We start from the raw sequence: 20,058 nt of genomic DNA, 5'->3' as shown, positions 1-20,058 counted from the left end.
GTTGACCGTCCCCGTGCCCGGTGGGGAGCTGGCGGTCCTACGCTGGCCCGCCGCCGACCCGGGCGCCCCGACGGTCGTGGCGGTGCACGGCATCACCGCCAACGGCCTTGCCTGGTACGAGGTCGCCCGCCGGCTCGCCGGGCGGGTCACCCTGCTCGCGCCCGACCTGCGGGGGCGCGGCGCCAGCCGCGCGGTCGCCGGACCGTACGGGCTCGCCCGGCACGCCGACGACGTGGCCGCGCTGATCACGGCTCTCGGGACGGGCCCGGCCACCGTGGTCGGCCACTCGATGGGTGCCTGGGTCACCGCCCTGGCCGCCGTCCGGCATCCGGAACTCGTCCGCCGGGTGCTGCTGGTGGACGGTGCGCTGACCTTCCCGCTGCCGGCGGGCGTCCGGGAGGAGGACGCCCTGGCCGCGGTGCTCGGCCCCGCGCTGGCCCGGCTGTCGATGACCTTCCCGGACCGGGACGCCTACCGGGAGTTCTGGCAGCGGCACCCCGCCTTCGGGACGGCGTGGTCGGCGGAGATCGACGCCTACACCCAGCGCGACCTGGTCGGTGTCGAGCCCGAACTGCGCTCATCCTGCGTGCTGGAGGCCGTGCAGACCGACGGCACCCAGGTGCTGCTGGACCGGGACGCGGCCACCGCCGTACACCGACTGTCCTGCCCGGCCGAACTGCTCTGGGCCGAGCGCGGCCTGCTCGACGAGCCGCAAGGCCTCTACGACCGCCAGCGGATCGGGCTGGCCGGGCTCGACCGGGCCCGGGTGCCGGCCTCGCTCGTGCCGGACACCAACCACTACTCGATCCTCTGGGGCGAGGCGGGGGCCGAACGCATCGTCCGTGGCCTGCTCGCGGACATCACCGTCGGCGGGTAGCGGCCCGGCGCCGCCGACGACGGCCGGCGGGGTCCGTCCACCCCGCCGGCCGCACCCGCCTCAACCCGTCGGCCCTCTTCGCCTCAGGCCGTCCGTCGTGTTCGCCTCAGGCCTCCGGCTGGTGCCCGCCTCAGCCGGCAGCGCCGAGGAAGGTCTCCCAGCCGCCGGTCGGCGCCTGGCCCACGTTGAGCGTGCGCAGCTTGCGCAGGGTGGACTGGTCCTGCACCTCCAGCCACTCGACCAGCTGCTTGAAGGAGACCAGCCGGACCTCCGGCTTGCCCGCGATGGCCTTGAGGGTCTCCTCGACGGCGTCCATGTAGATGCCGCCGTTCCACTGCTCGAAGTGGTTGCCGATGAAGAACGGCGCGCGGTTGCTGTTGTAGGCGCGGTCGAAGCCGGCCAGGTAGGAGTCCTTGGCCTGGGTGCGCCAGTCGTCGTACTTGGCCGGGTCGCCCTTGGTGCTGCCGGCGGACTGGTTGGCCAGGATGTTGTAGTCCATCGACAGCACCTGGAAGGTGTGCCCGGGGAACGGGATGGACTGCAGCGGGAAGTCCCAGACCTTGCCGTCCTGCACCTTCTGCGGCCATATCTGCAGGCCGCCGGAGGAGCTGGCGTCGTACTTCCAGCCCAGCTTCGCGGCGGTCGGCAGCAGCGCCTTCTGCCCCTCCAGGCAGGGGGTGCGGCCGCCGATGAGCTCCTTCTTGTAGTCGAAGGGGAGCGGGTCGACGTCGGTGAAGCCGGTGTTGGTGCGCCACTGGGTCACGAAGCCGATCGCCTGGTCGATCTCGCTCTGCCAGTCCTCGGGGGTCCACATGTTGACCCCGTTCTTGTCCGGGCGGCTGGAGCAGAAGTGCCCGTTGAAGTGGGTCCCGATCTCGTGCCCGGCCAGCCAGGCCTGGCTGACGAGCTTGAGCGTGCTCTTGACCGCGCCGTCCGACAGGTACGGGATGTCGGAGGCGCCGACCGAGTGCTTCGGCGGGTGGTACAGGTCGGACTTGCCCTTGGGCAGGGCGTAGATCCCGGAGAGGAAGAAGGTCATCGTGGCCTTGTACTGCTCCGCCAGCTTGAGGAAGCGGGGGAACTGGCCGTCGTCGGTGCCGCCCGCGCCGTCCCAGGAGAACACCACGAACTGGGGCGGCCGCTCGCCGGGCTTGAGCTTCTCGGGCTTCGGCTGGTTCGGCTGCGGGCCGGTGTCCGCGTTGGAGCCGTCACCGATCGGGGTGCCCTTGGGTATCCCCGTCTTGGTCGGATCGGTGGTGCCCGGCTGGGTGGTGCCGGGGCTGCCGCCGGAGGTGGGGGAGACGGCGTTCTCACTCGAACCGGATCCGCTGCTGGAACAGGCGGCGACCGCGCCGAGGGCCGCGGTCGCGGCGGTTGCACTGAGCACCGTCCTGCGCGAGATGCTGGTCATGGTCTCCCCTGGGTGCCGATGCCGGTGGTGAGGGCGGCTCTGGGCCGCACCGGGCAAATCGGGCAAATTGATGAATTTTCCGCCGTCAGCATGCCATGTGGTCGCAGCGGCCACCAAGACTGCCGACCTGCTACGACAGTGAACACGTCAGCGGCGCCGGGCTGGGCTGCAGGGATTCGTCGTCTGTTGCCGTCCTGTGACGCTTCGCGCCGCGCATCGCCAGGGGAGTACGGTACCGCCGGCTCCGCCGGGCCGGTCAGAGTTCGTCAGCGCTCGGTGCGACTCGTCGCTCGTCCGGGCACATCGCGCCCGTCGCGGGGACGCTGCGGCAGGCGAACTGCCACCGGCAGGAGCGCGGGTGACGGGGGCGCCGGTCGAGGCGCAACGGTCAGAGCGCGGCCAGCCGCCGGGTGCGGCGCACTATTCGTGCGATCGCGGTGCTGACGATGGTGGCCGCGGTGCAGGAGACGGCCAGACTCAGCCAGGCGGTGTCGAACCAGTGGCTGTTCAGCCAGCCCAGCGTCACGATGTAGGCGGCCCAGACCAGTGCCGCCAGTGCCGACCAGTGCAGGAAGCGGTGCGGGTGGGCGGGGGAGTGGCCGATGGCCACGTCCAGGACGGTCCGTCCGGCCGGGACGAACCGGGCGATCACCACCATGGCCGCGGCCGCCCCGTGCGGGCGTTCGACCAGGGCCTGTTGGACCCGGGTCACGCTGGCCGCCAGTTTCGGGCGTCGGGCGAGCCGGCGCTGGAGCAGCGGGGCGCCGCGCCGGGAGAGGTGCAGCAACAGGAGGTCGCCGAGGAACGAGGCCACCGCCACACCCAGGCCGAGGAGCACCGGGGCGCCGTCGATCCGCGCCGTCTTGAGCACGGCCAGGATGACCAGCGTCCCGCTGGGTATGAAGGGGAGGAGGGCGTCTCCGAGTACGGCGAAGAGCGCCAGGGCGCAGATCCACGAGGATCCGATCGCCGCCACGAAGTTCAAAGCCCGTACTCCCTCCACGCCGCCCGGGGGAGCAGGTGGCTGCTGGGGTCAACGCTAGCGCCTCGACTTTTCATGCCATGAAGCACCCCGGTATGCCGCGGATCACAGACGCCCGGCCCGACCTGCGCAAAGGCGCGAGCCCCCGGAGCGGGGTGCCGCTCCAGGGGCTCGCGGGGATCGATCGGCGCTGGTCCAGCCCGACGATCTTGCTGGCGGAACGCGGATCCCGTTGGGTGACCCGCTCCTGATCACCAGCCTGCCGGACGCCGACCGCCGTTCGCGAGCCCTGTGCCTGGCGACTTCCGGCGCTGGCGCGAAGTCGCCACACGTGTCCGGCTGCTGGCTCTCCGTATGCCGAACGGTCGGTCGGCCGTCCGGCGCCGACCCGCACGGAGCGGGACCGGAGAGAGGGGCGCGGCGGAAACCGGACAGCGGAGGACCCGGGAACGGCGCGGGGCGGCGTGAGGGCCGGAACACGTCGGAACGCGGGAACAGCGAGCCCGGCGGGGTGGTTGACCCCGGTCGGCAGCAGCGACCGCCGGGCCACCCGAGACCCGTGGTCGCCCACGACGGCCGGCTCAACGACAGCCAGAAGGGCGGACGGCATGACCACCGAGGACCAGCAGGAGCACGGGAGCGAACCGCCGACCGGCGCGGCGATCCGGGGCGCCGCCCGCGGTACCGCGCCCGCCCCGCTCTCCATCCTCGACCTGGCCACCGTGGGCGTCGGCTACACGCCCGCCGAGGCCCTGGCCGCGACCACCGCGCTGGCCCGCAACGCCGAGCAGTGGGGCTACCACCGCTTCTGGGTGGCCGAGCACCACGGCATGCCCGGAGTGGCCAGCTCCACCCCGGCCGTCCTGCTCGCCCACCTCGGGGCCAACACCACGACCCTGCGGCTCGGTTCGGGTGGGGTGATGCTCCCCAACCACGCCCCGCTGGCGATCGCCGAGCAGTTCGGCCTGCTGGAGGCCCTGCACCCCGGCCGGATCGACCTGGGGCTCGGCCGCGCCCCCGGCACCGACCCGGCCACCGCCCGGGCGCTGCGCCGCGGCCTCGCCGAGGGCGCCGACGACTTCCCGCAGCAACTCTCCGAGTTGACCCACTTCCTCGACGGCGACTTCCCCTCCGGCCACCCCTACGCCCAGCTGACCGCCGTCCCCCGGGGCGACGGGCGCCCGCCGATCTGGCTGCTCGGGTCCTCCGGATTCAGCGCCCAGCTGGCCGGCCGCCTCGGCCTGCCGTTCGCCTTCGCCCACCACTTCAGCAGCGCCAACACCGTCCCGGCCCTCGACCTGTACCGGGCCTCCTTCCGCCCCTCCGCCGTCCTCGCCGAGCCGTACGCGCTGATCGGTGTGAGCGCGGTCGCCGCCGACGACGAGGACTCGGCCCGTCGCCTGGCGCGTTCCGCCGCCCTCGGCATGCTCCGGCTGCGGCGTGGCAACCCCGGCCCGATCCCCACCCCGGAGGAGGCCGAGGCCTACCCGTACAGCCCGGCCGAGGCGGACTTCATCGACAGCTGGCTCGACAACGTGGTGCTGGGCGCCCCGGGCGAGGTCGCGGACGGACTGGAGGCCCTGCGCAAGCGGACCGGTGTGGACGAGCTGATGGTCACCTCGCACATCCACGGACACGAGGCCCGGCTCCGCTCCTACGGCCTGATCGCGGAGGCGTACGGCCTGACGGCCGAGGCCTGAACGCCGCCGGAACGCCTGGCCGCTGAGGGTCCGCGCGGCGCCCCTGCACGGCACCCCTGCACGGCACCCCGCCCGGCTACCGACCGACTACCGGCCGGTGTCCGGGCCGGGGCGGCCCTCGCGGAGTATGGCCGCGACCAGTTCGGCCTCGCCCGGCCGGGCGAAGTACCAGCCCTGGGCGGTGTCGCAGCCGGTCAGCCGCAGCCGTTCGGCCTGGGCGGCGCTCTCGATGCCCTCGGCGGTGACGGTCAGGCCGAGGGTGTGGGCCAACTGCACCATCGCCCCGACGATCTGCTCGTCGGCGTCGCTGCGGCGGGAGTCGAGCTCGGAGAGCTCCGGATGGCCCGCCGCCGGGGCCGGGTCGCGGAACCCCTCGATGAAGGTGCCGTCGAGCTTCAGGACGTGCACCGGCAGCCGGGAGAGGTAGGCCAGGTTGGAGTAGCCGGTGCCGAAGTCGTCGATCGCGATCCGCACACCCATGTCCGCGAGCGCCTGCAGCGCCTGCAGCGGCCGGCCGCCGGGGCCGAGCAGCGCGCTCTCGGTGATCTCCAACTGGAGCAGCCGGGCCGGAAGTCCGGTGCGTTCGAGGGCACGGGCGACGTCGGCGACCACGTCGGAGTCCCAGATCTGGCGGGCGGCCAGATTGACGCTCACGAAGGTCTCGGTCTCGGGGAACTCGGTGAGCCACTGCCGGGCCTGACGGCAGGACTCCTCCAGCACCCAGGTGCCGAGCGGCACGATCGCGCCGGACTCCTCGGCGAGCGGGATGAAGCGGTCCGGCGAGAGCGTCCCGTAGCGGGGGTGGCGCCAGCGGACGAGGGCCTCCGCACCGTGGACGGCGCCGTCGGCCAGGCCGACCAGCGGCTGGTACTCGATGGTGAACTCGCCGCGCTCCAGGGCGGGCCGCAGTGCGGTGGCGAGGAGCTGACGGGTCAGCTGGTGGGCGCCGCGGTCCGGGTCGTAGAGGGTCCAGCGGGCGCGGCCGTCGGCCTTGGACCAGTAGAGCGTGGCGTCGGCGTCCTTGACCAGGTCGGCCGGGGTGGTCTCGTGCACGGACCGTTCGACGACGCCCACGCTGGCGGTGATGACCAGCCGGTGCCCGGAGACGTCGAAGGGGCGTTCCAGCTCCTGGAGGATCCGGGCGGCCAGGTCGGTCAACTGCTCGCTGCCCCGGCTGTCGGTGACCAGGACGGCGAACTCGTCGCCGCCCATCCGGGCCACCAGGTGGGCGTCGTGCCCGGAGAACCCGTGTCGCAGCCGGGTCGCGACGGCGATCAGCAACTGGTCGCCGATGTGGTGGCCGAGGGTCTCGTTGATCGCCGCGAAGCCGTCGAGGTCCAGGTAGCAGACGCCCACCCGGGGCCCGTCCGCGAGCGCGGGGGCGGCGCCGGCGCCGGCGCCGACGCCGACGCCGACGCCGGAAACCTCGGAGACCTCGGAAGCGCCGGAGCCCTCGGCGGCGTCGGGGGTCTCGGCGGCCGTGAGGCAGGCGGCGTCGAGTCGTTCGAAGAAGAGGGTGCGGTTGGGCAGTCGGGTCAGCGGGTCGTGCAGGGCCTGGTACTCCAGGCGGTCGCCGAGTCGGCGCTGCTCGGTCATGTCCTCCACCAGCGCGAGGGTGTAGAGCGGCTGCCCGGCGCCGTCCCGGATGAGCGAGACGGTGACCTTGCTCCAGACCGTGTGGCCCTCGCGGTGCTTGAGCTGCTTCTCCACGCGGAACCGTTCCCGCTCGCCGTGGACGAGTTCGGGGAAGAGCCGGTGCGGCATGCCCTCCGGGTCGATGATCTCGTGCAGGTGGGTGCGGACCAGTTCGCCGACGCCCCGTCCGATCAGGCTCGCGAAGGCGGGGTTGACCTCGATGATCCGGTCCTCGGGGTCGATCAGGGCCATCCCGATGACCGCGTCGCAGAAGGCGGCCCGGAAGCGGGATTCACTGGCCCGCAGCGCGGCCAGCATCCGGTCGCTCCCGCCGTCCTCCTGGCCGGGGCCGTTGGCGGCGCTCCGGTGCGTGCCGCCGGTCAGCGGCGTCGAGCAGGTGGGGCAGAGGAGCGCCCCGGAGTCCTCCAGGACGGCGCCCGCCGCGCCCGCCGCTCCCGCAGCCCCCGCAGCCCCCGCCATGCTCGCCGTGTCGACGGCCCCGACAACAGCCGTGGCAGAACCAGCCACGCCGACAGACCCGGCGGGACCGACAGAACGGGCGGGACCGGCGGAACCGCCGGGACCAGCCGAACCGACGGAGCCGATGGCCGGGCCCAGGAGGGGTGTTGTGAGGTGACGGTGGTGCGGTGTTTCCTCGTGCGGCACGCCTGGGTGGTGTGCGTCGGCCCCCTCGTTCTGGCCCGGCACGGCAAGCTCCCGTCCGCTGCTGACGCTCGATGCTGGTCCGTCCGGCCGCTCGGGACTCCGGCGGCCGACTCCGCACTCTGTCGCGGTCCTCGGAGTCGGTCCGGTGCGGGCGCCCGCCGTGGGGCGCTGTCGCGCGGAGACCCGCGTGAAGAACAGGGCGCTGCGGCCGATCATAGGCCGCGACGGCAACGCGCGGTGACCGCCGCCAGGGTGATTTGCCCCCTTTGTGATCATGTGTAGCGGTACGTGCAGACGCCCCCGGTGCACATCACATGATGTGCGCCAGGGGCGCGTGCGCCGCTACCGCGCTCCCGGGCGCCGACCGCGCGCCGAGAGCGGCGGGAGCGCGCCGAGAGCGGCGGGAGCGCGCCGGAATCCGCCGGGGCGTCAGGCCAGCTTGGCGGTCAGGGTGATGGTGGTGCCGGCGAGCGCCTGGCTGACCGGGCAGTTGGCCTTGGCGTCCTCGGCGGCCTTGGCGAAGCCGGCCTCGTCCAGGCCGGGCACCTCGCCGGTGACGGTCAGGTGGATGCCGGTGATGCCGGTGCCGGGCTGGAAGGTGACGTCGGCCCGGGTGTCCAGCTTGGTGGGCGCGGTGCCGGCGCCGGTCAGGCCGTGCGAGAGGGCCATCGAGAAGCACGCGGAGTGAGCGGCCGCGATCAGCTCCTCCGGGCTGGTCTTGCCGTTGGGCTGCTCGGCCCGGGCCGGCCAGGAGACGGGGTACTCGCCGATTCCGGACGAGTCGAAGGTGACCTGCCCCTTGCCGTCGAGCAGGTTGCCTTCCCATTCGGTGTGGGCGGTGCGCGTGGTTGCCACGATCGGTACCTCCATTACTGAGGACTGCTGAGTCGTCACTTCCGGTCATGCGCGCACCAGCCTACGGGCAGCCCCGCCCCGGCCGGAGGCGGCTCGGCGCCGGGGCGTCGGGAAGGCGGTCGGGAGATCCAGGGGGTGTCCGGACTGTGGACGGATCCGCCTCGTGGTGCGGCTCCACGACGGGGTCCCTGTTAGATTTGCCCGGGCCCGAGCCCGGCCGCCGTACGGCCGGGTGCCCACTTCAGACACCGGGAGCCGCCCCGATGACGGACCACCCCACGACCCCCGACGCCGGCCTGCCCGAGGGGGTCGACGACGCCGTGCGGGCGGAGCTGACCAGCCTGCGCGAGAGCATCGACAACATCGACGCCGCGGTGGTCCACATGCTGGCCGAGCGTTTCAAGGCGACCCAGCGGGTCGGCCGGCTCAAGGCCGAGCACAAGCTGCCGCCGGCTGACCCGGCGCGGGAGCGGGACCAGATCAAGCGGCTGCGGGAGCTGGCCGCCGGCGCCAAGCTGGACCCGGTCTTCGCCGAGAAGTTCCTGAACTTCATCATCGCCGAGGTCATCCGCCACCACGAGGCCATCGCCCGCGCTTGAAGGCACCCCTGAGCGCGCCGTGGAGCGCGCCGGGGAGCGTGCGTCGCCGAGCCCGGCCCGGAGTTGTCGGAGGCGGCTAAACGCCGGATTTCGTGAGGCCCCGCGGTTGGCGTAGCGTGCAGGTTCCCCCAGCCGGAGAGGTGGAGCAGCGACGATGGCGGTGAACCTGCCCGAAACGCCGAGCGATGCCGGGTCCGGTCCGGCTCCCGCCGCCGGACGTGGCCCCGGGGTCTCCGACGCACCCGGCGGCCGTGCCGAGGCCCGTCGCCGCGCCCGCGGTGCGCGCGGCCGCAAGGCCCGTCGGGCAGGGGGCCGGCCCCGGCCCTGGTGGATAGAGATCCCGGCGATGGCGGCGGTCGGCCTGGTGGTCGCGCTGCTGATCAAGACCTGCCTGTTCCAGGTGTTCACCATCCCGTCCGGCTCGATGGAGAACACGCTGCGGATCGGCGACCGGGTCGGCGTGAACAAGCTCGCGCCGCTGACCGGCTGGCAGCCGGAGCCCGGGCAGCCGGTGGTGTTCAAGGACCCGGGCGGCTGGCTGCCGCCCCAGCCCGTCGACTCGAACCCGTTCACCAACGCGGTGAGCTCGGCGCTGAGCTTCGTCGGCCTGGTGCCGCCGAAGGACGACAACTACCTGGTCAAGCGGGTCATCGCGACCGGCGGCCAGACCGTGCAGTGCACCGGCACCACGCTGACCGTCGACGGGAGGCAGGTCGTGGAGCCGTACCTGCACCCCGGCGACGACTCCTGCGCGGGCCTGAACTTCGGACCGGTGACGGTGCCCTCGGGCTACGTGTGGGTCGAGGGCGACCACCGCAGCGACTCGGCGGACTCCCGCTACCACCAGCGGGGCCCGGGCGGCGGGGCCGTGCCGGTGGACAACGTGGTCGGGCCGGTGTCGGCCGTGGTGTGGCCGCTCAATCACCTCGACTGGTTCGGCTGGGTCGGCCGCTGACCTGCCGCTCGGCGGCCACCCGCTCCCGGGCTCCCGCGCCGTCCGCAGCCTTCGTACCGGCCACGGCCCCCATGCCGTCCACCGCCCCCGCGACCTCGGCGGACTCCACGGCCGCCGGCTTGCCGGCCTGCGCCGCGAAGGCGCCGGTCAGCACCAGCAGGCCGCCCGCGATCTGCGGCAGGCCGAGGTGCTCGCCGAGCAGGACCCAGGCCAGCACGGTGGCGACGACCGCCTCCAGGTTGGCCACCACCCCGGCGACCGGTGGCGAGAGGTGCCCGACGGCGATCACGCCGGTCAGGTAGGCGAGCACGGTCGCGATCAGGATCATCCAGGCGGCCGGGAGCAGCGCGGGCAGCGTGTGCCCGTTCATCACCACGGACCCGCCGAGCGTGCTCCAGTCGGCCTGCCAGGGCCGGGTGAAGGCGGTGAGCAGGACGGCGCCGATCAGCAGCCCGTACGCGCTGACCGCCAGCGGGTCGACCGGGCGCTCGCCCCGGCGGCCGGCATCGGCGAGCACGAAGTAGCCGACCTGGCAGCAGGCCGCACCGAGGGCGAAGAACACGCCCAGTGCGTCGAAGCTCAGGCCGTTCCAGACCTCCACCACGCAGGCCAGCCCGGCCACCGCGACGCCGGTGCCGATCGCGGCGCCCCGGCTGATCGGCTTGCGCTGGACGAACTTGACGTAGCCGATGAGCAGCGGCGGTCCGAGGTACTCGATGAGCAGGGCGACACCGACCGGGATGCGGGAGATCGCCGCGAAGTAGCAGGCCTGGACGCCGGCCACGGCGAGCAGGCCGAAGCCGATCAGCAGGCCGGGCCGGCGCAGGACGGCGTCCCGGTGGCGGTAGGCGATCGGGAGCAGGGCCACGGCGGCGCCGGTGACCCTGAGCCACACCACGTGCAGCGGTGAGAGGCCCGCCTCGATCAGCGGCTTCGCGGCGGTGCCGGAGCCGCCGAAGGCGAACGCGGAGACCAGCGCGAGGCCGAGGCCGAGGGTTCTGCCCGCGGGGAGGGTGGGCGAGGCCGTTGATCTGTGCACCGACGCATTGTGGCAGTCACACCGGGCGTTCGGTAAGGCGCCATTCCGTCATTTGGTCCTGCACGGAACTGTGCGCAATGGCGCACTCACCCCAACCCCGCGGTCACCCTCCGCCGCCGTCACCCGGCCGCCGTCCGCCGCCGCCACCCGGCCACCCTCCGCCGCGGCGATCCGGCCGCCGTCCGGCCGCTACTGCGCCCCCGCCCCCGCCCCGGTGAGCGCCCCCGCCCCGCCGGTGGGCTGGGTGGTGGGCTGTGTGGTCGGCTGTGTGGTCGGGGCCGTGGTCGGGCCGGTGGTGGGCGTCGGTCGACCGGTGGGCCGACCGGTCGGCTTCGTCGTGGGCTGTGTGGTCGGCTGGGTGGTCGGGGGCGCGGTCGGCTCCGTGGTCGCGCCGCCGCCGGAGTCCGAGCCGCCCGACGGCGTGGACGCGCCGGAACCAGCGCCGGAACCGGTACCGGAACCGCTCGGCGGGGTGGTCGGCGCCGTGCTGGCGCCCGTGCCGGAGCCGGTCCCGGCCGACGGGCTGGAGCTCGGCGTGGACGGGGCCGTCGGCAGGTCGGTGGCGCCCGAGGAGTCGCCGCCGTCGGCCGGGGTCTGGAAGTCGCTCACCGGCTGGCCCTTGAGTGCGGCCTTCATGTAGCTGGTCCAGATCTGCGCCGGGTACTGGCCGCCCGCCGCGCCGTCGATCCCGCCGATGCCGCTCAGGCTGACCTGGGCGCCGTTGCCCGGGTCCTGGCCGAACAGGGCCACCGAGGTGACCAGCTCGGGGGTGTAGCCCACGAACCAGACCGACTTCTGGTCGTCGGTGGTGCCGGTCTTGCCGGCCACCGGTCGGCCGAGCGACTTCGCCCGCCAGCCGGTGCCGCCCGGGTCGCTCACCACGCCCTGGAGCATCGAGGTGACCCGGTTCGCGGTGTCCGCGCTGACCGCCTGGGTGGTCTTGTGCGCGGGCAGCGGGACGGCCTCGCCCTCGCGGTCCACCGACTGCACCAGCCACGGGGTGATCTGCTTGCCGCCGTTGTCCAGCGAGGCGTACACGCCGGCCATGTCGAGCACGCTCGGGGTGGCCGCGCCGAGCGGGATGGACGGCACCGGGTCGAGCCCCGGGGTGCTGCCGGGCAGGCCCAGCGCGATCCCGGTGTCCTTGACCTTCTGCAGCCCGGTGTCCTGGGCCAGCTGCGCGAACGCGGAGTTGACCGACCAGTCGGTGGCCTGTTGGAGGGTGATCTGGCCGTAGCTCTTGTCGCCCTCGTTCGGCGGCGCGTACGGGGTGCCCTTGCCGCCGCGGACCTTGCGGCCGCTGGTGCCGTCGTAGACGGTGCGCGGAGTGACGGTCCGGCCGTCCTGGGTCTTGGCGTTGTTCTCGAACGCGGCCGCCAGGGCGATCGCCTTGAAGGTCGAGCCGGCCTGGTAGTCCCGCCGGGTCGCGTTGTCGACGTAGTGCTTGACGTAGTCGACGCCGCCGTAGAGGGCGACGATCGCGCCGGTCTTCGGGTCCACCGAGGCGGCGCCGGCCTGGGCGGCCGCGTCCTTCTTCCGCTTGTCCGGGTTGAGGGTGTCGTGCAGCTGCGCCTGGACGGAGTCCTGCAGGGCCTGCTGGCGGCCCGGGTCGATGCTGAGCTTGATCGTGTAGCCGCCCTTGGCCAGCTCGGTCTCGCTGATGATCTGGTTCGAGGTGAGGTACTGGGTGGCCTCGTTCACCAGGTAGCCGGTCTGGCCGGACAGGCCCGGGTTGGGCTGCGGGTCCTTGACGTCCGGGAAGGTGGTGGCGGTGCGCTCCTCGGCGGAGAGCCAGCCCTCCTTGACCATGCCGTCCAGCACGTAGTTCCAGCGGTTGACGGCGTTCTGCTTGCCGGCCGGGGTCGCGGTGGCCACGTCGTAGGCGCTCGGGGCGTTCAGCAGGGTGGCCAGGTAGGCGCCCTGGGCGGCGTTGAGCGCGGAGGCGTCGACGCCGAAGTACGCCTGGGCGGCGGCCTGGATGCCGTAGGCGCCGCGGCCGTAGTAGGAGGTGTTCAGGTAGCCGGAGAGGACGTCGTCCTTGCTCTCGGTGGCGTCCACCTTGATGGCTATGAAGAGTTCCTTCACCTTGCGGGTGACCGACTGCTTCTGGTTCAGGTACGTGTTCTTCACGTACTGCTGGGTGATCGTGGAGCCGCCCTGGGTGCCCTCGCCCTTGGCGGTGTTGACCGCGGCCCGGAGCAGGCCCTGCACGTTGACGGCGCCCTCGTGGTAGAAGTTGCGGTCCTCGGCGGCCAGCGCGGCGTGCTGGGCGGCGGGGGAGACCTTGTCCAGGCCGACGTTCTGCCGGTTGGTCTGGCCGGTGCGGGTGATCACGGAGCCGTCGGCGTAGAGCCAGGTGTTGCTCTGCGCGGTCGCGGCGGCGTGCGCGTCCGGGACCTTCACCAGCGCGACCCCCAGCGCGAACAGGCCGACGCCGAGCAGCAGCGCCGAGGCGAGGCCGAGCAGGCTCATCCGCCAGGTGGGGATCAGCCGGCGCCAGCCGGTGCGCTTCGGCCGGCGGGGCTTCCCGCCCCCCGTCGCGGGGGTGGCGCGCTTGAGGCGTTTGACCGGTCGGAGGCCTATCGAGGGCGTACGACGGCCGCTCTGGGCGTTTCGGGACAAAGCGCGGCCTTTCCTGCGGGCGGACGGGCCAGCCTGCACGGACGGGGACATCGGCGGTTAGGGACCTTTGTCCCGATTCCGGTTTACTGCCCTGGACGAGCCGGGCGGGCCGAATGACTCCACCGGAACGGCAATCGAGACCGACATCACACACAAAACGGACGTCGAGGGCCAAAAAATTGGGGAGCCCCTCGCTGTTGCGAGAGGCTCCCCAAATGTCTGTGCGCCGCCAGGGACTCGAACCCCGGACCCGCTGATTAAGAGTCAGCTGCTCTAACCAACTGAGCTAGCGGCGCCTGCTGACCTGGAAAACAATACACGGTTCCGGCGGGTGCCTCGAACCGCCTGGAGGCGCCCGCCGCAGTGGCGTCCGTTTTCTCCCGGTTGGGTCGCAGTTCGCCGCCGGTTAGGGTGGGACCGTGCCCAGCCCCAAGCCCGGACACCCGAACGCGCGGAAGGCGGCCGCCGCGCTGCTGATGCTCAGCGCCGTGGCGTACACCGCCTGGGTGCTGGAGGTCCTGCTGAGCACCGGACTCGACCCGGTGCAGGCGTACATCAGCGAACTCGCCGCCGAGGACCAGCCGCTGGGCGGCCTGTTCCGCGCCACCGACCTGGTCGCCGGGATCTGCGTGCTCGCCGCCGCCGTCACCGCCCTCGCCACCGGGCAGGCCGGGCAGACCCGACAGGCCGGGCGGAGCGGGCCGCGCGCCGCCGGGCGCCGGTGGGCGGTGGCCGGCTGGTCCGCCCTCGGCCTGTTCGGCGCCGCGACCGCCGCCGACTCCCGGCTGCCGCTCAGCTGCGCCCCCACCAGCGACGAGATGTGCGCCGCCCGCGAGACCGCCGGGCTCGTCCCCGCGACCCACACCGCGCACGCCGTCACCAGCAGCCTCGCCATGCTCGGTGCGCTCACCGGACTGGCCGTGCTCACCGTCGCCGCCCGCCGGTACGGCTGGTGGCCGCCGGTGGGCCGGATCGGGCCCTGGCTGCTCGGCGCCGAACTGCTCGCCACCGGCTGGAGCCTGGCGGCGATCGCCGCCTTCGAGGCCGGGCGCGACACCTGGGCGCTCGGGGCCGGTCAGCGGCTCCAGGTGCTGCTGGTGGCGCTCTGGCTGGCCGTCCTGGCGCTCGGCCTGGCCCGGGCGGACGGTGCACCGCAGGGGGCGCCGCCCGGCGCGCCGCCGCAGCGGGAGCCCCGGCCGGCCGACCGGGCCCCGGGCCGGGAGTCGGGCCGGGAGCCGGCATGACCGAGCCCGGCGACCCCCGTACCCGGGCGCGTTTCCTGCGCGTCGACGGCGTCCCGCTGCACGTCCGGACCGAGGGAAGCGGCCCGGTCTGCCTGCTCACCGGTGGTCTCGGCAGCAGCTGGTTCGACTGGGACCTGGTCGTCCCCTTCCTCACGCCCTACCGCACCGTGGTCCGCTTCGACCGGCCTGGCTACGGGCTGAGCGCCCCCGAGCCCGCCACCGGGCAGCCGGCCCCGACGGCGGCCGGCGAGGCCGCGCGGATCCGCGCGGTGCTGGACGGCCTCGGGCTGCGCGGGCGCTGCACCGTCGTCGGCCACTCGCTCGGCGGCTTCCACGCCGAGGCCTTCGCCCGGCTGCACCCCGACCGGGCCGCCGGGCTGGTCCTGGTCGACAGCAGCGTCGAACCGGCGGCCCGGCCGTACCCGGCCCCCGGCGCGCGCGATCTGGCGGCCCGGGCGCTCGCGGGTGCCGCCACCGCCGTCGCCGTGCCCTACCTGTTCGGCCCGGCCGCCCGCCGGCTGGCGGCCCGGCTGTCCACCGTCCGTCGGGAGGACCTCGCCCCGGCGCCGCTGGTCCGGCACTGCTACCGCACCGGGCGGGCCCTGCGCGCCCTGCTCCGGGAGAACGTGCGCTACCTCGACATGGCCGCCGAACTGGACGGGCTGCGGCGTACCTCGCCGCTGTCCGACGGCCTGCCGATCACCGTGCTGGCCGCCGACGACGGCTGCCGGACCCGTCGCACCGAGGACTGGCTGGCCGGGCAGCGGGAGCTCGCGGCCCTGCTCGGGGCCGACTACCGCACCACCGCCCCGGCCGGGCACCTGGTGATGTTCGACCGCCCGGACGCGGTGGCCTCCGCCGTCCTCGACACCCGCTGACGGTCCGGGGCGGGGTGGATCGGGGCCGGGCGTCGTGCGCGGCTCCGGGGTACGTGTGCCCGGCCCGGAAACGCCGCAGGCCGCCCACCGGAGTGGACGGCCTGAGACCTTGCCATGTGCGCCGCCAGGGACTCGAACCCCGGACCCGCTGATTAAGAGTCAGCTGCTCTAACCAACTGAGCTAGCGGCGCCTGCTGACCCGGAAGACTTTACACGGCGCCGGGCCGATCCGCCGAATCGCTTCCGGGCGCTCACTGAACGTGACGGTGGGGCGGGTCGGCTACGACTCCGGGTGGTGGCAGGCCGCCTGGTGGTCCTGCGCCGGAGTGTCGCCGACGAGGGCCGGCCGCTCCTGCTCGCACCGCGTCCGGGCGGCCGGATCGGTGAGGCCGGCGTACACCGGGCAGCGGGTGCGGAAGGGGCAGCCGGTGCGGCGCTCGGTGGGGGAGGGCGGGTCGCCGGCGAGCAGGATGCGGTCGCGGGCGCGCTCGGCGGCGGGGTCGGGCAACGGGACGGCGGAGAGCAGCGCGCGGGTGTACGGGTGCCGGGGCCGGTCGAAGACGGCGGAGACCTCGCCCTGTTCGACCGTCCGCCCGAGGTACATGACGCTGACCCGGTCGGCGAGGTGCCGGATCACCGAGAGGTCGTGCGAGACGAACAGGTAGGAGAGGCCGAGTTCGGCCTTGAGTGCCTGTAGCAGGTTGAGCACCCCGGCCTGGATGGAGACGTCCAGGGCGGAGACGGGTTCGTCCAGTACCAGCAGTTTCGGCCGGACGGCCAGGGCCCGGGCGATGGAGACGCGCTGGCGCTGCCCGCCGGAGAACTGGTGCGGGTAGCGGGCGGCGTGGTCCGGGTCGAGGCCGACCTGGCGCAGCAGTTCGGGCACCCGACGGGCGATCTCCTCGCGGGCGGCGTGCTGGGCGCGCAGCGGTTCGGCGACGATGTCGCCGATCGGCATCCGCGGGTCGAGGCTGGCCATCGGATCCTGGAAGACGATCTGCAGCTCGGCGCGCAGCCGGTGCGCCTCGGCGCGGGAGAGCGCGGCGGTGTCGTGGCCGAGCAGTTCGATCCGGCCGGTCTCGGGGGCGGCGAGGTTCAGCAGCTCGAACAGCGTGGTGGACTTGCCGGAGCCGGACTCCCCGACCAGGCCGAGGGTTTCGCCCTCCCTGAGGTCCAGGTCGACGCCGTCCACCGCGTAGACCTCGCCGACCTTGCGCTTGAACACCGTGCCCTTGAGGAGCGGAAACGTCTTTCCGAGGCCGCTCACCGCCAGCACCGGCGCCCGCGAGCCCCGGTCCCCCGACCCGGCCGCCGAGCCCGCCGAGCCTGCCGAGCCCGCCGCAGCCGGCAGCTCCGGCACCGGGAAGACCTCGGCCGGTGCGGGCCGCCGCTCGGCCAGCTCCGCCGACCGCACGCAGGCCGCCAGGTGCCCCTCGTCCCCGGCCAGTTCGGGCTCCGCCGCCGAGCAGCGGTCCTCCGCCAGCGGGCAGCGGGCGGCGAACGGGCAGCCGGTCGGCAGGTCGGCCATCGGTGCGGGGGTGCCGGGGATCGGGACGAGCGGGCCGCCGCGTCCGTCCAGCCGGGGCACCGCGCCGATCAGGCCGAGCGTGTACGGGTGGTGCGGGGCCGCGAACAGCTCGTCCACCCCGGCCGTCTCGACCACCCGCCCCGCGTACATCACCGCGACCCGGTCGGCCATCCCGGCGATCACCCCGAGGTCGTGGCTGACCAGGACGAGGGCCGCGCCGGTCTCCCGCTGCGCGGTGCGCAGCACGTCCAGCACCTGGGCCTGGATGGTGACGTCCAGCGCGGTGGTGGGTTCGTCGGCGAGCAGGATGTCGGGGTCGTTGGCGATCGCCATGGCGATCATCGCGCGCTGGCGCATGCCGCCGGAGAACTCGTGCGGGAAGCTGTCCAGCGCCCGCTCGGGTGCCGGGATGCCCACCAGGTCGAGGAGTTCGGCGGCCCGTCGGCGGGCGGCGGCCTTGTCGACCGGCTGGTGGATGCGGACCGCCTCGGCGATCTGGTCGCCGATCCGGTAGACCGGGGTGAAGGCGGACAGCGGGTCCTGGAAGACCATGGCGACCCGGCGGCCGCGGATCGCGGCGAGTTCCTTCCCGGGCAGCCCGACCAGTTCCCGTCCGTCCAGCCGCACCGAGCCGTGCAGGCTCGCCGTGTGCGGCAGCAGCCCGAGCACGGACAGCGCGGTGACGGACTTGCCGGAGCCGGACTCGCCGACGATGCCGAGGGTCTCGCCCCGCCGCACGGTCAGGTCCACCCCGCGCACGGCGGGGACGGGGCCGTGCGGCCCGGCGAAGTCCACCCGCAGGTCGCGGACGGCGAGCAGGGGGGTCTCGACGGTGGTGGTCACGGCTTCTTCCTCCGGGCGGAGCGGCGGCGGCGCGGGCCCCCGGCGGTGGGGTCGAGGGCGTCGCGCAGCCCGTCGCCGATCAGGTTGACGGCGAGGACGAACAGCACCAGCAGGCCGGCGGCGAAGTAGAACAGCCAGGGGAACACCGGGGCCTCGCTGGTCCCGGCGGCGAGCAGGGTGCCGAGCGAGACGTCCGGGGCCTTGACGCCGAAGCCGAAGTAGGAGAGCGCGGTCTCGCTCATCACGGCGCCGCCGACCGCGATGGTGGCGTCGATGATCAGGAAGGAGGCGACGTTCGGCAGGATGTGCCGGGTGATGATCCGCAGCGGCCGCACCCCCATGAACCGTGCGGCGCGGACGAATTCGCGCTCGCGCAGGGAGATGGTCATCGAGCGGACCACCCGGGCGGTGATCATCCAGTTGAACAGGGCGAGCAGCAGCACGAAGGCGATCCAGCCGGTGCTCTTCAGCCGGGGCGAGACGATGGTGATGATCAGGAAGCTGGGGAAGACCAGCAGCAGGTCCACCAGGAACATCAGCGCCCGGTCGGTCCAGCCGCCGAAGTAGCCGGCGCAGGCGCCGACCAGGGAGGCCAGCACGGTGGAGAACAGCGCCACCAGCAGGCCGATGACCAGCGACTTCTGCAGGCCGCGGACGGTCTGCGCGAAGACGTCCTGGCCGATCCCGTTGGTGCCGAACCAGTGCTCGGCGGAAGGCGGTTGGTGCAGCGCGCCGAAGTCGGGGGTGGCGTAGTCCCAGGGCGTCAGGTACGGCCCGCCGAAGGCGAGCGCGAACAGCAACAGGACGAGCACGGCCCCGGCGACGGCCCCGCGGGCGGCGAGCAGCCGGGTGAGGACGAGCCGGCCCCGGCCGGTGGCGCGGGGTGCGGTGGGCGGGGCGGTCGGCTCCGCGGCGACGGTGGTCACGTCAGCTCACCTCCGGTCAGGACCGCACGCGCGGGTCGAGGGCGGCGTGCAGGGTGTCGGCGAGGAAGCCGGAGGCGAGGACGACGACGGCGGTGAACAGGTTGACCGCGACGACCGAGTTGACGTCCTGTTCGTTGATCGACTGGATCAGCCACTCGCCCATGCCGTGCCAGCCGAAGATCGTCTCGGTGAAGATCGCGCCGGTGAAGATGCCCAGGAAGCTGTAGGCGAACATGGTCGACATCGGGATCACGGCGGTCCGCAGCCCGTGTTTGACCAGCGCCCGGCGGCGGGTGAGCCCCTTGGCCTCGGCGGTGCGCAGGTAGTCCGAGCCGAGCACGTCGAGCATGGTGCCGCGCTGGTAGCGGCTGTAGGTGGCGAGGCCGCCGAGCGCGAGCGAGATGGTGGGCAGCAGCAGGTGCAGCGCCCAGTCGGCGAGGTGGGCGCCGAGGCCGCCGGTCAGCCCGGGGGTCTCGTAGCCGGTGAACGGGATGACGTCGTGGCCGGCCGCGTTCTTGGCGGCGATGGCGCCGTTCTTGAGGAACAGCGCGACCAGGAAGACCGGGGTGGAGAGCAGGACGAAGGAGAGCACGGTGAGCAGCCGGTCGGAGATCCGGTACTGGCGGACGGCGCTCCAGGCCCCGGCGGCGACGCCGAGGACGATGCCGAGCAGGCTGCCGATCAGCAGCAGCCGCAGCGAGACCCAGACCCGGCGGCCGAAGTCGTCGGTGACCGGGGTGTCGTGGATGGTCCGGCCGAGGTCGCCGTGGACCAGCCCGCCGGCCCAGTGGCCGAAGCGCTCGACGACCGGCGTGCGGTCGTTCAGGTTGAGCGCGGTGAGCTGGCGCTCGACCGACTCGGCGGCCGGGCGGGGGACCTTGGCGTCGAAGTAGGTGCGCGGCTGCAGGGCGGTCGCGGATATCGCGTACGCCAGGAACACGGCGGCGATCAGCAGCACCGCGTAGTAGCTCAGGCGCTTCGCCAGGTAACGGAGCATCAACGGCCGCCCGGGGTGGGGGTGGGGCCGACGCGTCTGGTGGGCATCGGGTGGTGGCCTTCGGTCGGGGCCCGGTCAGGGCTTCGTGGCGGCGGTTCGGCGGCAGGGGGACGAAGCGGTTCGGGAAAGCGCAGGTCAGAGTCTTGCACCGGCGCGCGGCCGGGGTGTTGCGGCAGTGTTGCCGTGTGTGACTTTTGGATCAGGCGTGCGTTCCTCCCCCTGGTGGTCGGTCTGATCCGCTGTTACGTTCGGCTGGCCGGTGCCGAATTGGCTGCCCATGATCAAGCCCCGCCACACCTAG

General features: G+C 73.5%; 15 protein-coding genes and 2 tRNA genes. 6 read left to right on the top strand and 11 right to left on the bottom strand.

The features are described 5' to 3' along the window. The first annotated feature begins 1 nt into the window (after window position 1). The gene (locus ACIO5E_RS31085; RefSeq protein ID WP_400674245.1) at window positions 2-877 is read left to right on the top strand and encodes an alpha/beta fold hydrolase; all 876 of its coding nucleotides are present in this window, start codon (window positions 2-4) and stop codon (window positions 875-877) included. Window positions 878-1,007: 130 nt separating this feature from the next. Here the strand turns inward: ACIO5E_RS31085 and ACIO5E_RS31080 are convergent, their stop codons facing one another. Together ACIO5E_RS31080 and ACIO5E_RS31075 are read right to left on the bottom strand one after the other, a co-directional pair. Further along, on the bottom strand, window positions 1,008-2,288 hold the full coding sequence (locus tag ACIO5E_RS31080; RefSeq protein WP_400674243.1) for a hypothetical protein: 1,281 nt from the start codon (window positions 2,286-2,288) through the stop codon (window positions 1,008-1,010). 388 nt (window positions 2,289-2,676) lie between these two features. Next, the gene (locus tag ACIO5E_RS31075) at window positions 2,677-3,264 is read right to left on the bottom strand and encodes a DedA family protein (RefSeq protein WP_400674557.1); all 588 of its coding nucleotides are present in this window, start codon (window positions 3,262-3,264) and stop codon (window positions 2,677-2,679) included. A 614-nt stretch (window positions 3,265-3,878) separates the two neighbouring features. Between ACIO5E_RS31075 and ACIO5E_RS31070 the strand changes: the two genes are divergently transcribed. Then, window positions 3,879-4,970: an LLM class flavin-dependent oxidoreductase gene (locus ACIO5E_RS31070; RefSeq protein WP_400674240.1), complete on the top strand. Its 1,092-nt coding sequence runs from the start codon at window positions 3,879-3,881 to the stop codon at window positions 4,968-4,970. Between the two features lie 87 nt (window positions 4,971-5,057). On the opposite strand, the gene ACIO5E_RS31065 is transcribed toward ACIO5E_RS31070, so the two are convergent. After that, window positions 5,058-7,085, bottom strand: a complete 2,028-nt coding sequence (locus ACIO5E_RS31065) for a putative bifunctional diguanylate cyclase/phosphodiesterase (protein WP_400674238.1) — start codon at window positions 7,083-7,085, stop codon at window positions 5,058-5,060. 615 nt (window positions 7,086-7,700) lie between these two features. Continuing rightward, window positions 7,701-8,126, bottom strand: coding sequence for an OsmC family protein (locus ACIO5E_RS31060; protein WP_280679900.1), 426 nt, complete (start codon window positions 8,124-8,126; stop codon window positions 7,701-7,703). A 263-nt stretch (window positions 8,127-8,389) separates the two neighbouring features. Between ACIO5E_RS31060 and ACIO5E_RS31055 the strand changes: the two genes are divergently transcribed. Beyond that, window positions 8,390-8,725: a chorismate mutase gene (locus tag ACIO5E_RS31055; protein WP_280679898.1), complete on the top strand. Its 336-nt coding sequence runs from the start codon at window positions 8,390-8,392 to the stop codon at window positions 8,723-8,725. A 346-nt stretch (window positions 8,726-9,071) separates the two neighbouring features. Next, a complete protein-coding gene (gene lepB, locus ACIO5E_RS31050; protein WP_400674235.1) occupies window positions 9,072-9,680 on the top strand; it encodes a signal peptidase I in 609 nt (202 codons plus the stop codon). Here the strand turns inward: lepB and ACIO5E_RS31045 are convergent. From ACIO5E_RS31045 to ACIO5E_RS31035, 3 genes are all read right to left on the bottom strand, one after another. Next, the gene (locus ACIO5E_RS31045) at window positions 9,643-10,719 is read right to left on the bottom strand and encodes an EamA family transporter (protein WP_400674233.1); all 1,077 of its coding nucleotides are present in this window, start codon (window positions 10,717-10,719) and stop codon (window positions 9,643-9,645) included. The two genes, lepB and ACIO5E_RS31045, sit on opposite strands and share 38 nt — an antisense overlap. 189 nt (window positions 10,720-10,908) lie before the next feature. Further along, window positions 10,909-13,341, bottom strand: coding sequence for a transglycosylase domain-containing protein (locus ACIO5E_RS31040; RefSeq protein WP_400674231.1), 2,433 nt, complete (start codon window positions 13,339-13,341; stop codon window positions 10,909-10,911). A gap of 222 nt (window positions 13,342-13,563) precedes the next feature. After that, window positions 13,564-13,637 (bottom strand) — tRNA-Lys (locus ACIO5E_RS31035). Window positions 13,638-13,817: 180 nt separating this feature from the next. On the opposite strand from ACIO5E_RS31035, the gene ACIO5E_RS31030 reads away from it, so the two are divergent. Together ACIO5E_RS31030 and ACIO5E_RS31025 are read left to right on the top strand one after the other, a co-directional pair. Next, window positions 13,818-14,585, top strand: coding sequence for a DUF998 domain-containing protein (locus ACIO5E_RS31030; protein WP_400674555.1), 768 nt, complete (start codon window positions 13,818-13,820; stop codon window positions 14,583-14,585). After that, window positions 14,582-15,463, top strand: coding sequence for an alpha/beta fold hydrolase (locus ACIO5E_RS31025; protein WP_400674229.1), 882 nt, complete (start codon window positions 14,582-14,584; stop codon window positions 15,461-15,463). The genes ACIO5E_RS31030 and ACIO5E_RS31025 overlap by 4 nt, the downstream gene beginning before the upstream one ends. Before the next feature lie 117 nt (window positions 15,464-15,580). On the opposite strand, the gene ACIO5E_RS31020 is transcribed toward ACIO5E_RS31025, so the two are convergent. The 4 genes from ACIO5E_RS31020 to ACIO5E_RS31005 all read right to left on the bottom strand — a co-directional run bounded on the left by ACIO5E_RS31020 (window position 15,581) and on the right by ACIO5E_RS31005 (window position 19,757). Beyond that, window positions 15,581-15,654, bottom strand: a tRNA-Lys gene (locus ACIO5E_RS31020). An 89-nt stretch (window positions 15,655-15,743) separates the two neighbouring features. Next, window positions 15,744-17,834 (bottom strand): dipeptide ABC transporter ATP-binding protein, encoded by a 2,091-nt coding sequence (locus ACIO5E_RS31015; protein WP_400674227.1) that lies wholly within the window; start codon window positions 17,832-17,834, stop codon window positions 15,744-15,746. Beyond that, the gene (locus ACIO5E_RS31010) at window positions 17,831-18,760 is read right to left on the bottom strand and encodes an ABC transporter permease (protein ID WP_400674225.1); all 930 of its coding nucleotides are present in this window, start codon (window positions 18,758-18,760) and stop codon (window positions 17,831-17,833) included. The genes ACIO5E_RS31015 and ACIO5E_RS31010 overlap by 4 nt, the downstream gene beginning before the upstream one ends. A 16-nt stretch (window positions 18,761-18,776) precedes the next feature. Next, window positions 18,777-19,757 (bottom strand): ABC transporter permease, encoded by a 981-nt coding sequence (locus ACIO5E_RS31005; RefSeq protein WP_280679884.1) that lies wholly within the window; start codon window positions 19,755-19,757, stop codon window positions 18,777-18,779. Window positions 19,758-20,058 lie beyond the last annotated feature (301 nt).

Origin of the sequence: Kitasatospora sp. NPDC087314 (genome assembly GCF_044744365.1) — a bacterium.
GTDB lineage: Bacteria > Actinomycetota > Actinomycetes > Streptomycetales > Streptomycetaceae > Kitasatospora.
Note: the sequence above shows the minus strand (reverse complement) of the source record. Positions and strands in the feature narration are given on the sequence as shown.

What these genes read in the sequence shown, in the direction of transcription:
- ACIO5E_RS31005 (WP_280679884.1), bottom strand. Translation starts at nt 19,757, where the DNA reads ATGCTCCGTTACCTGGCGAAGCGCCTGAGCTACTACGCGGTGCTGCTG.
- lepB (WP_400674235.1), top strand. Translation starts at nt 9,072, where the DNA reads ATGGCGGCGGTCGGCCTGGTGGTCGCGCTGCTGATCAAGACCTGCCTG.
- ACIO5E_RS31070 (WP_400674240.1), top strand. Translation starts at nt 3,879, where the DNA reads ATGACCACCGAGGACCAGCAGGAGCACGGGAGCGAACCGCCGACCGGC.
- ACIO5E_RS31065 (WP_400674238.1), bottom strand. Translation starts at nt 7,085, where the DNA reads ATGGCGGGGGCTGCGGGGGCTGCGGGAGCGGCGGGCGCGGCGGGCGCC.
- ACIO5E_RS31080 (WP_400674243.1), bottom strand. Translation starts at nt 2,288, where the DNA reads ATGACCAGCATCTCGCGCAGGACGGTGCTCAGTGCAACCGCCGCGACC.
- ACIO5E_RS31025 (WP_400674229.1), top strand. Translation starts at nt 14,582, where the DNA reads ATGACCGAGCCCGGCGACCCCCGTACCCGGGCGCGTTTCCTGCGCGTC.
- ACIO5E_RS31030 (WP_400674555.1), top strand. Translation starts at nt 13,818, where the DNA reads ATGCTCAGCGCCGTGGCGTACACCGCCTGGGTGCTGGAGGTCCTGCTG.
- ACIO5E_RS31055 (WP_280679898.1), top strand. Translation starts at nt 8,390, where the DNA reads ATGACGGACCACCCCACGACCCCCGACGCCGGCCTGCCCGAGGGGGTC.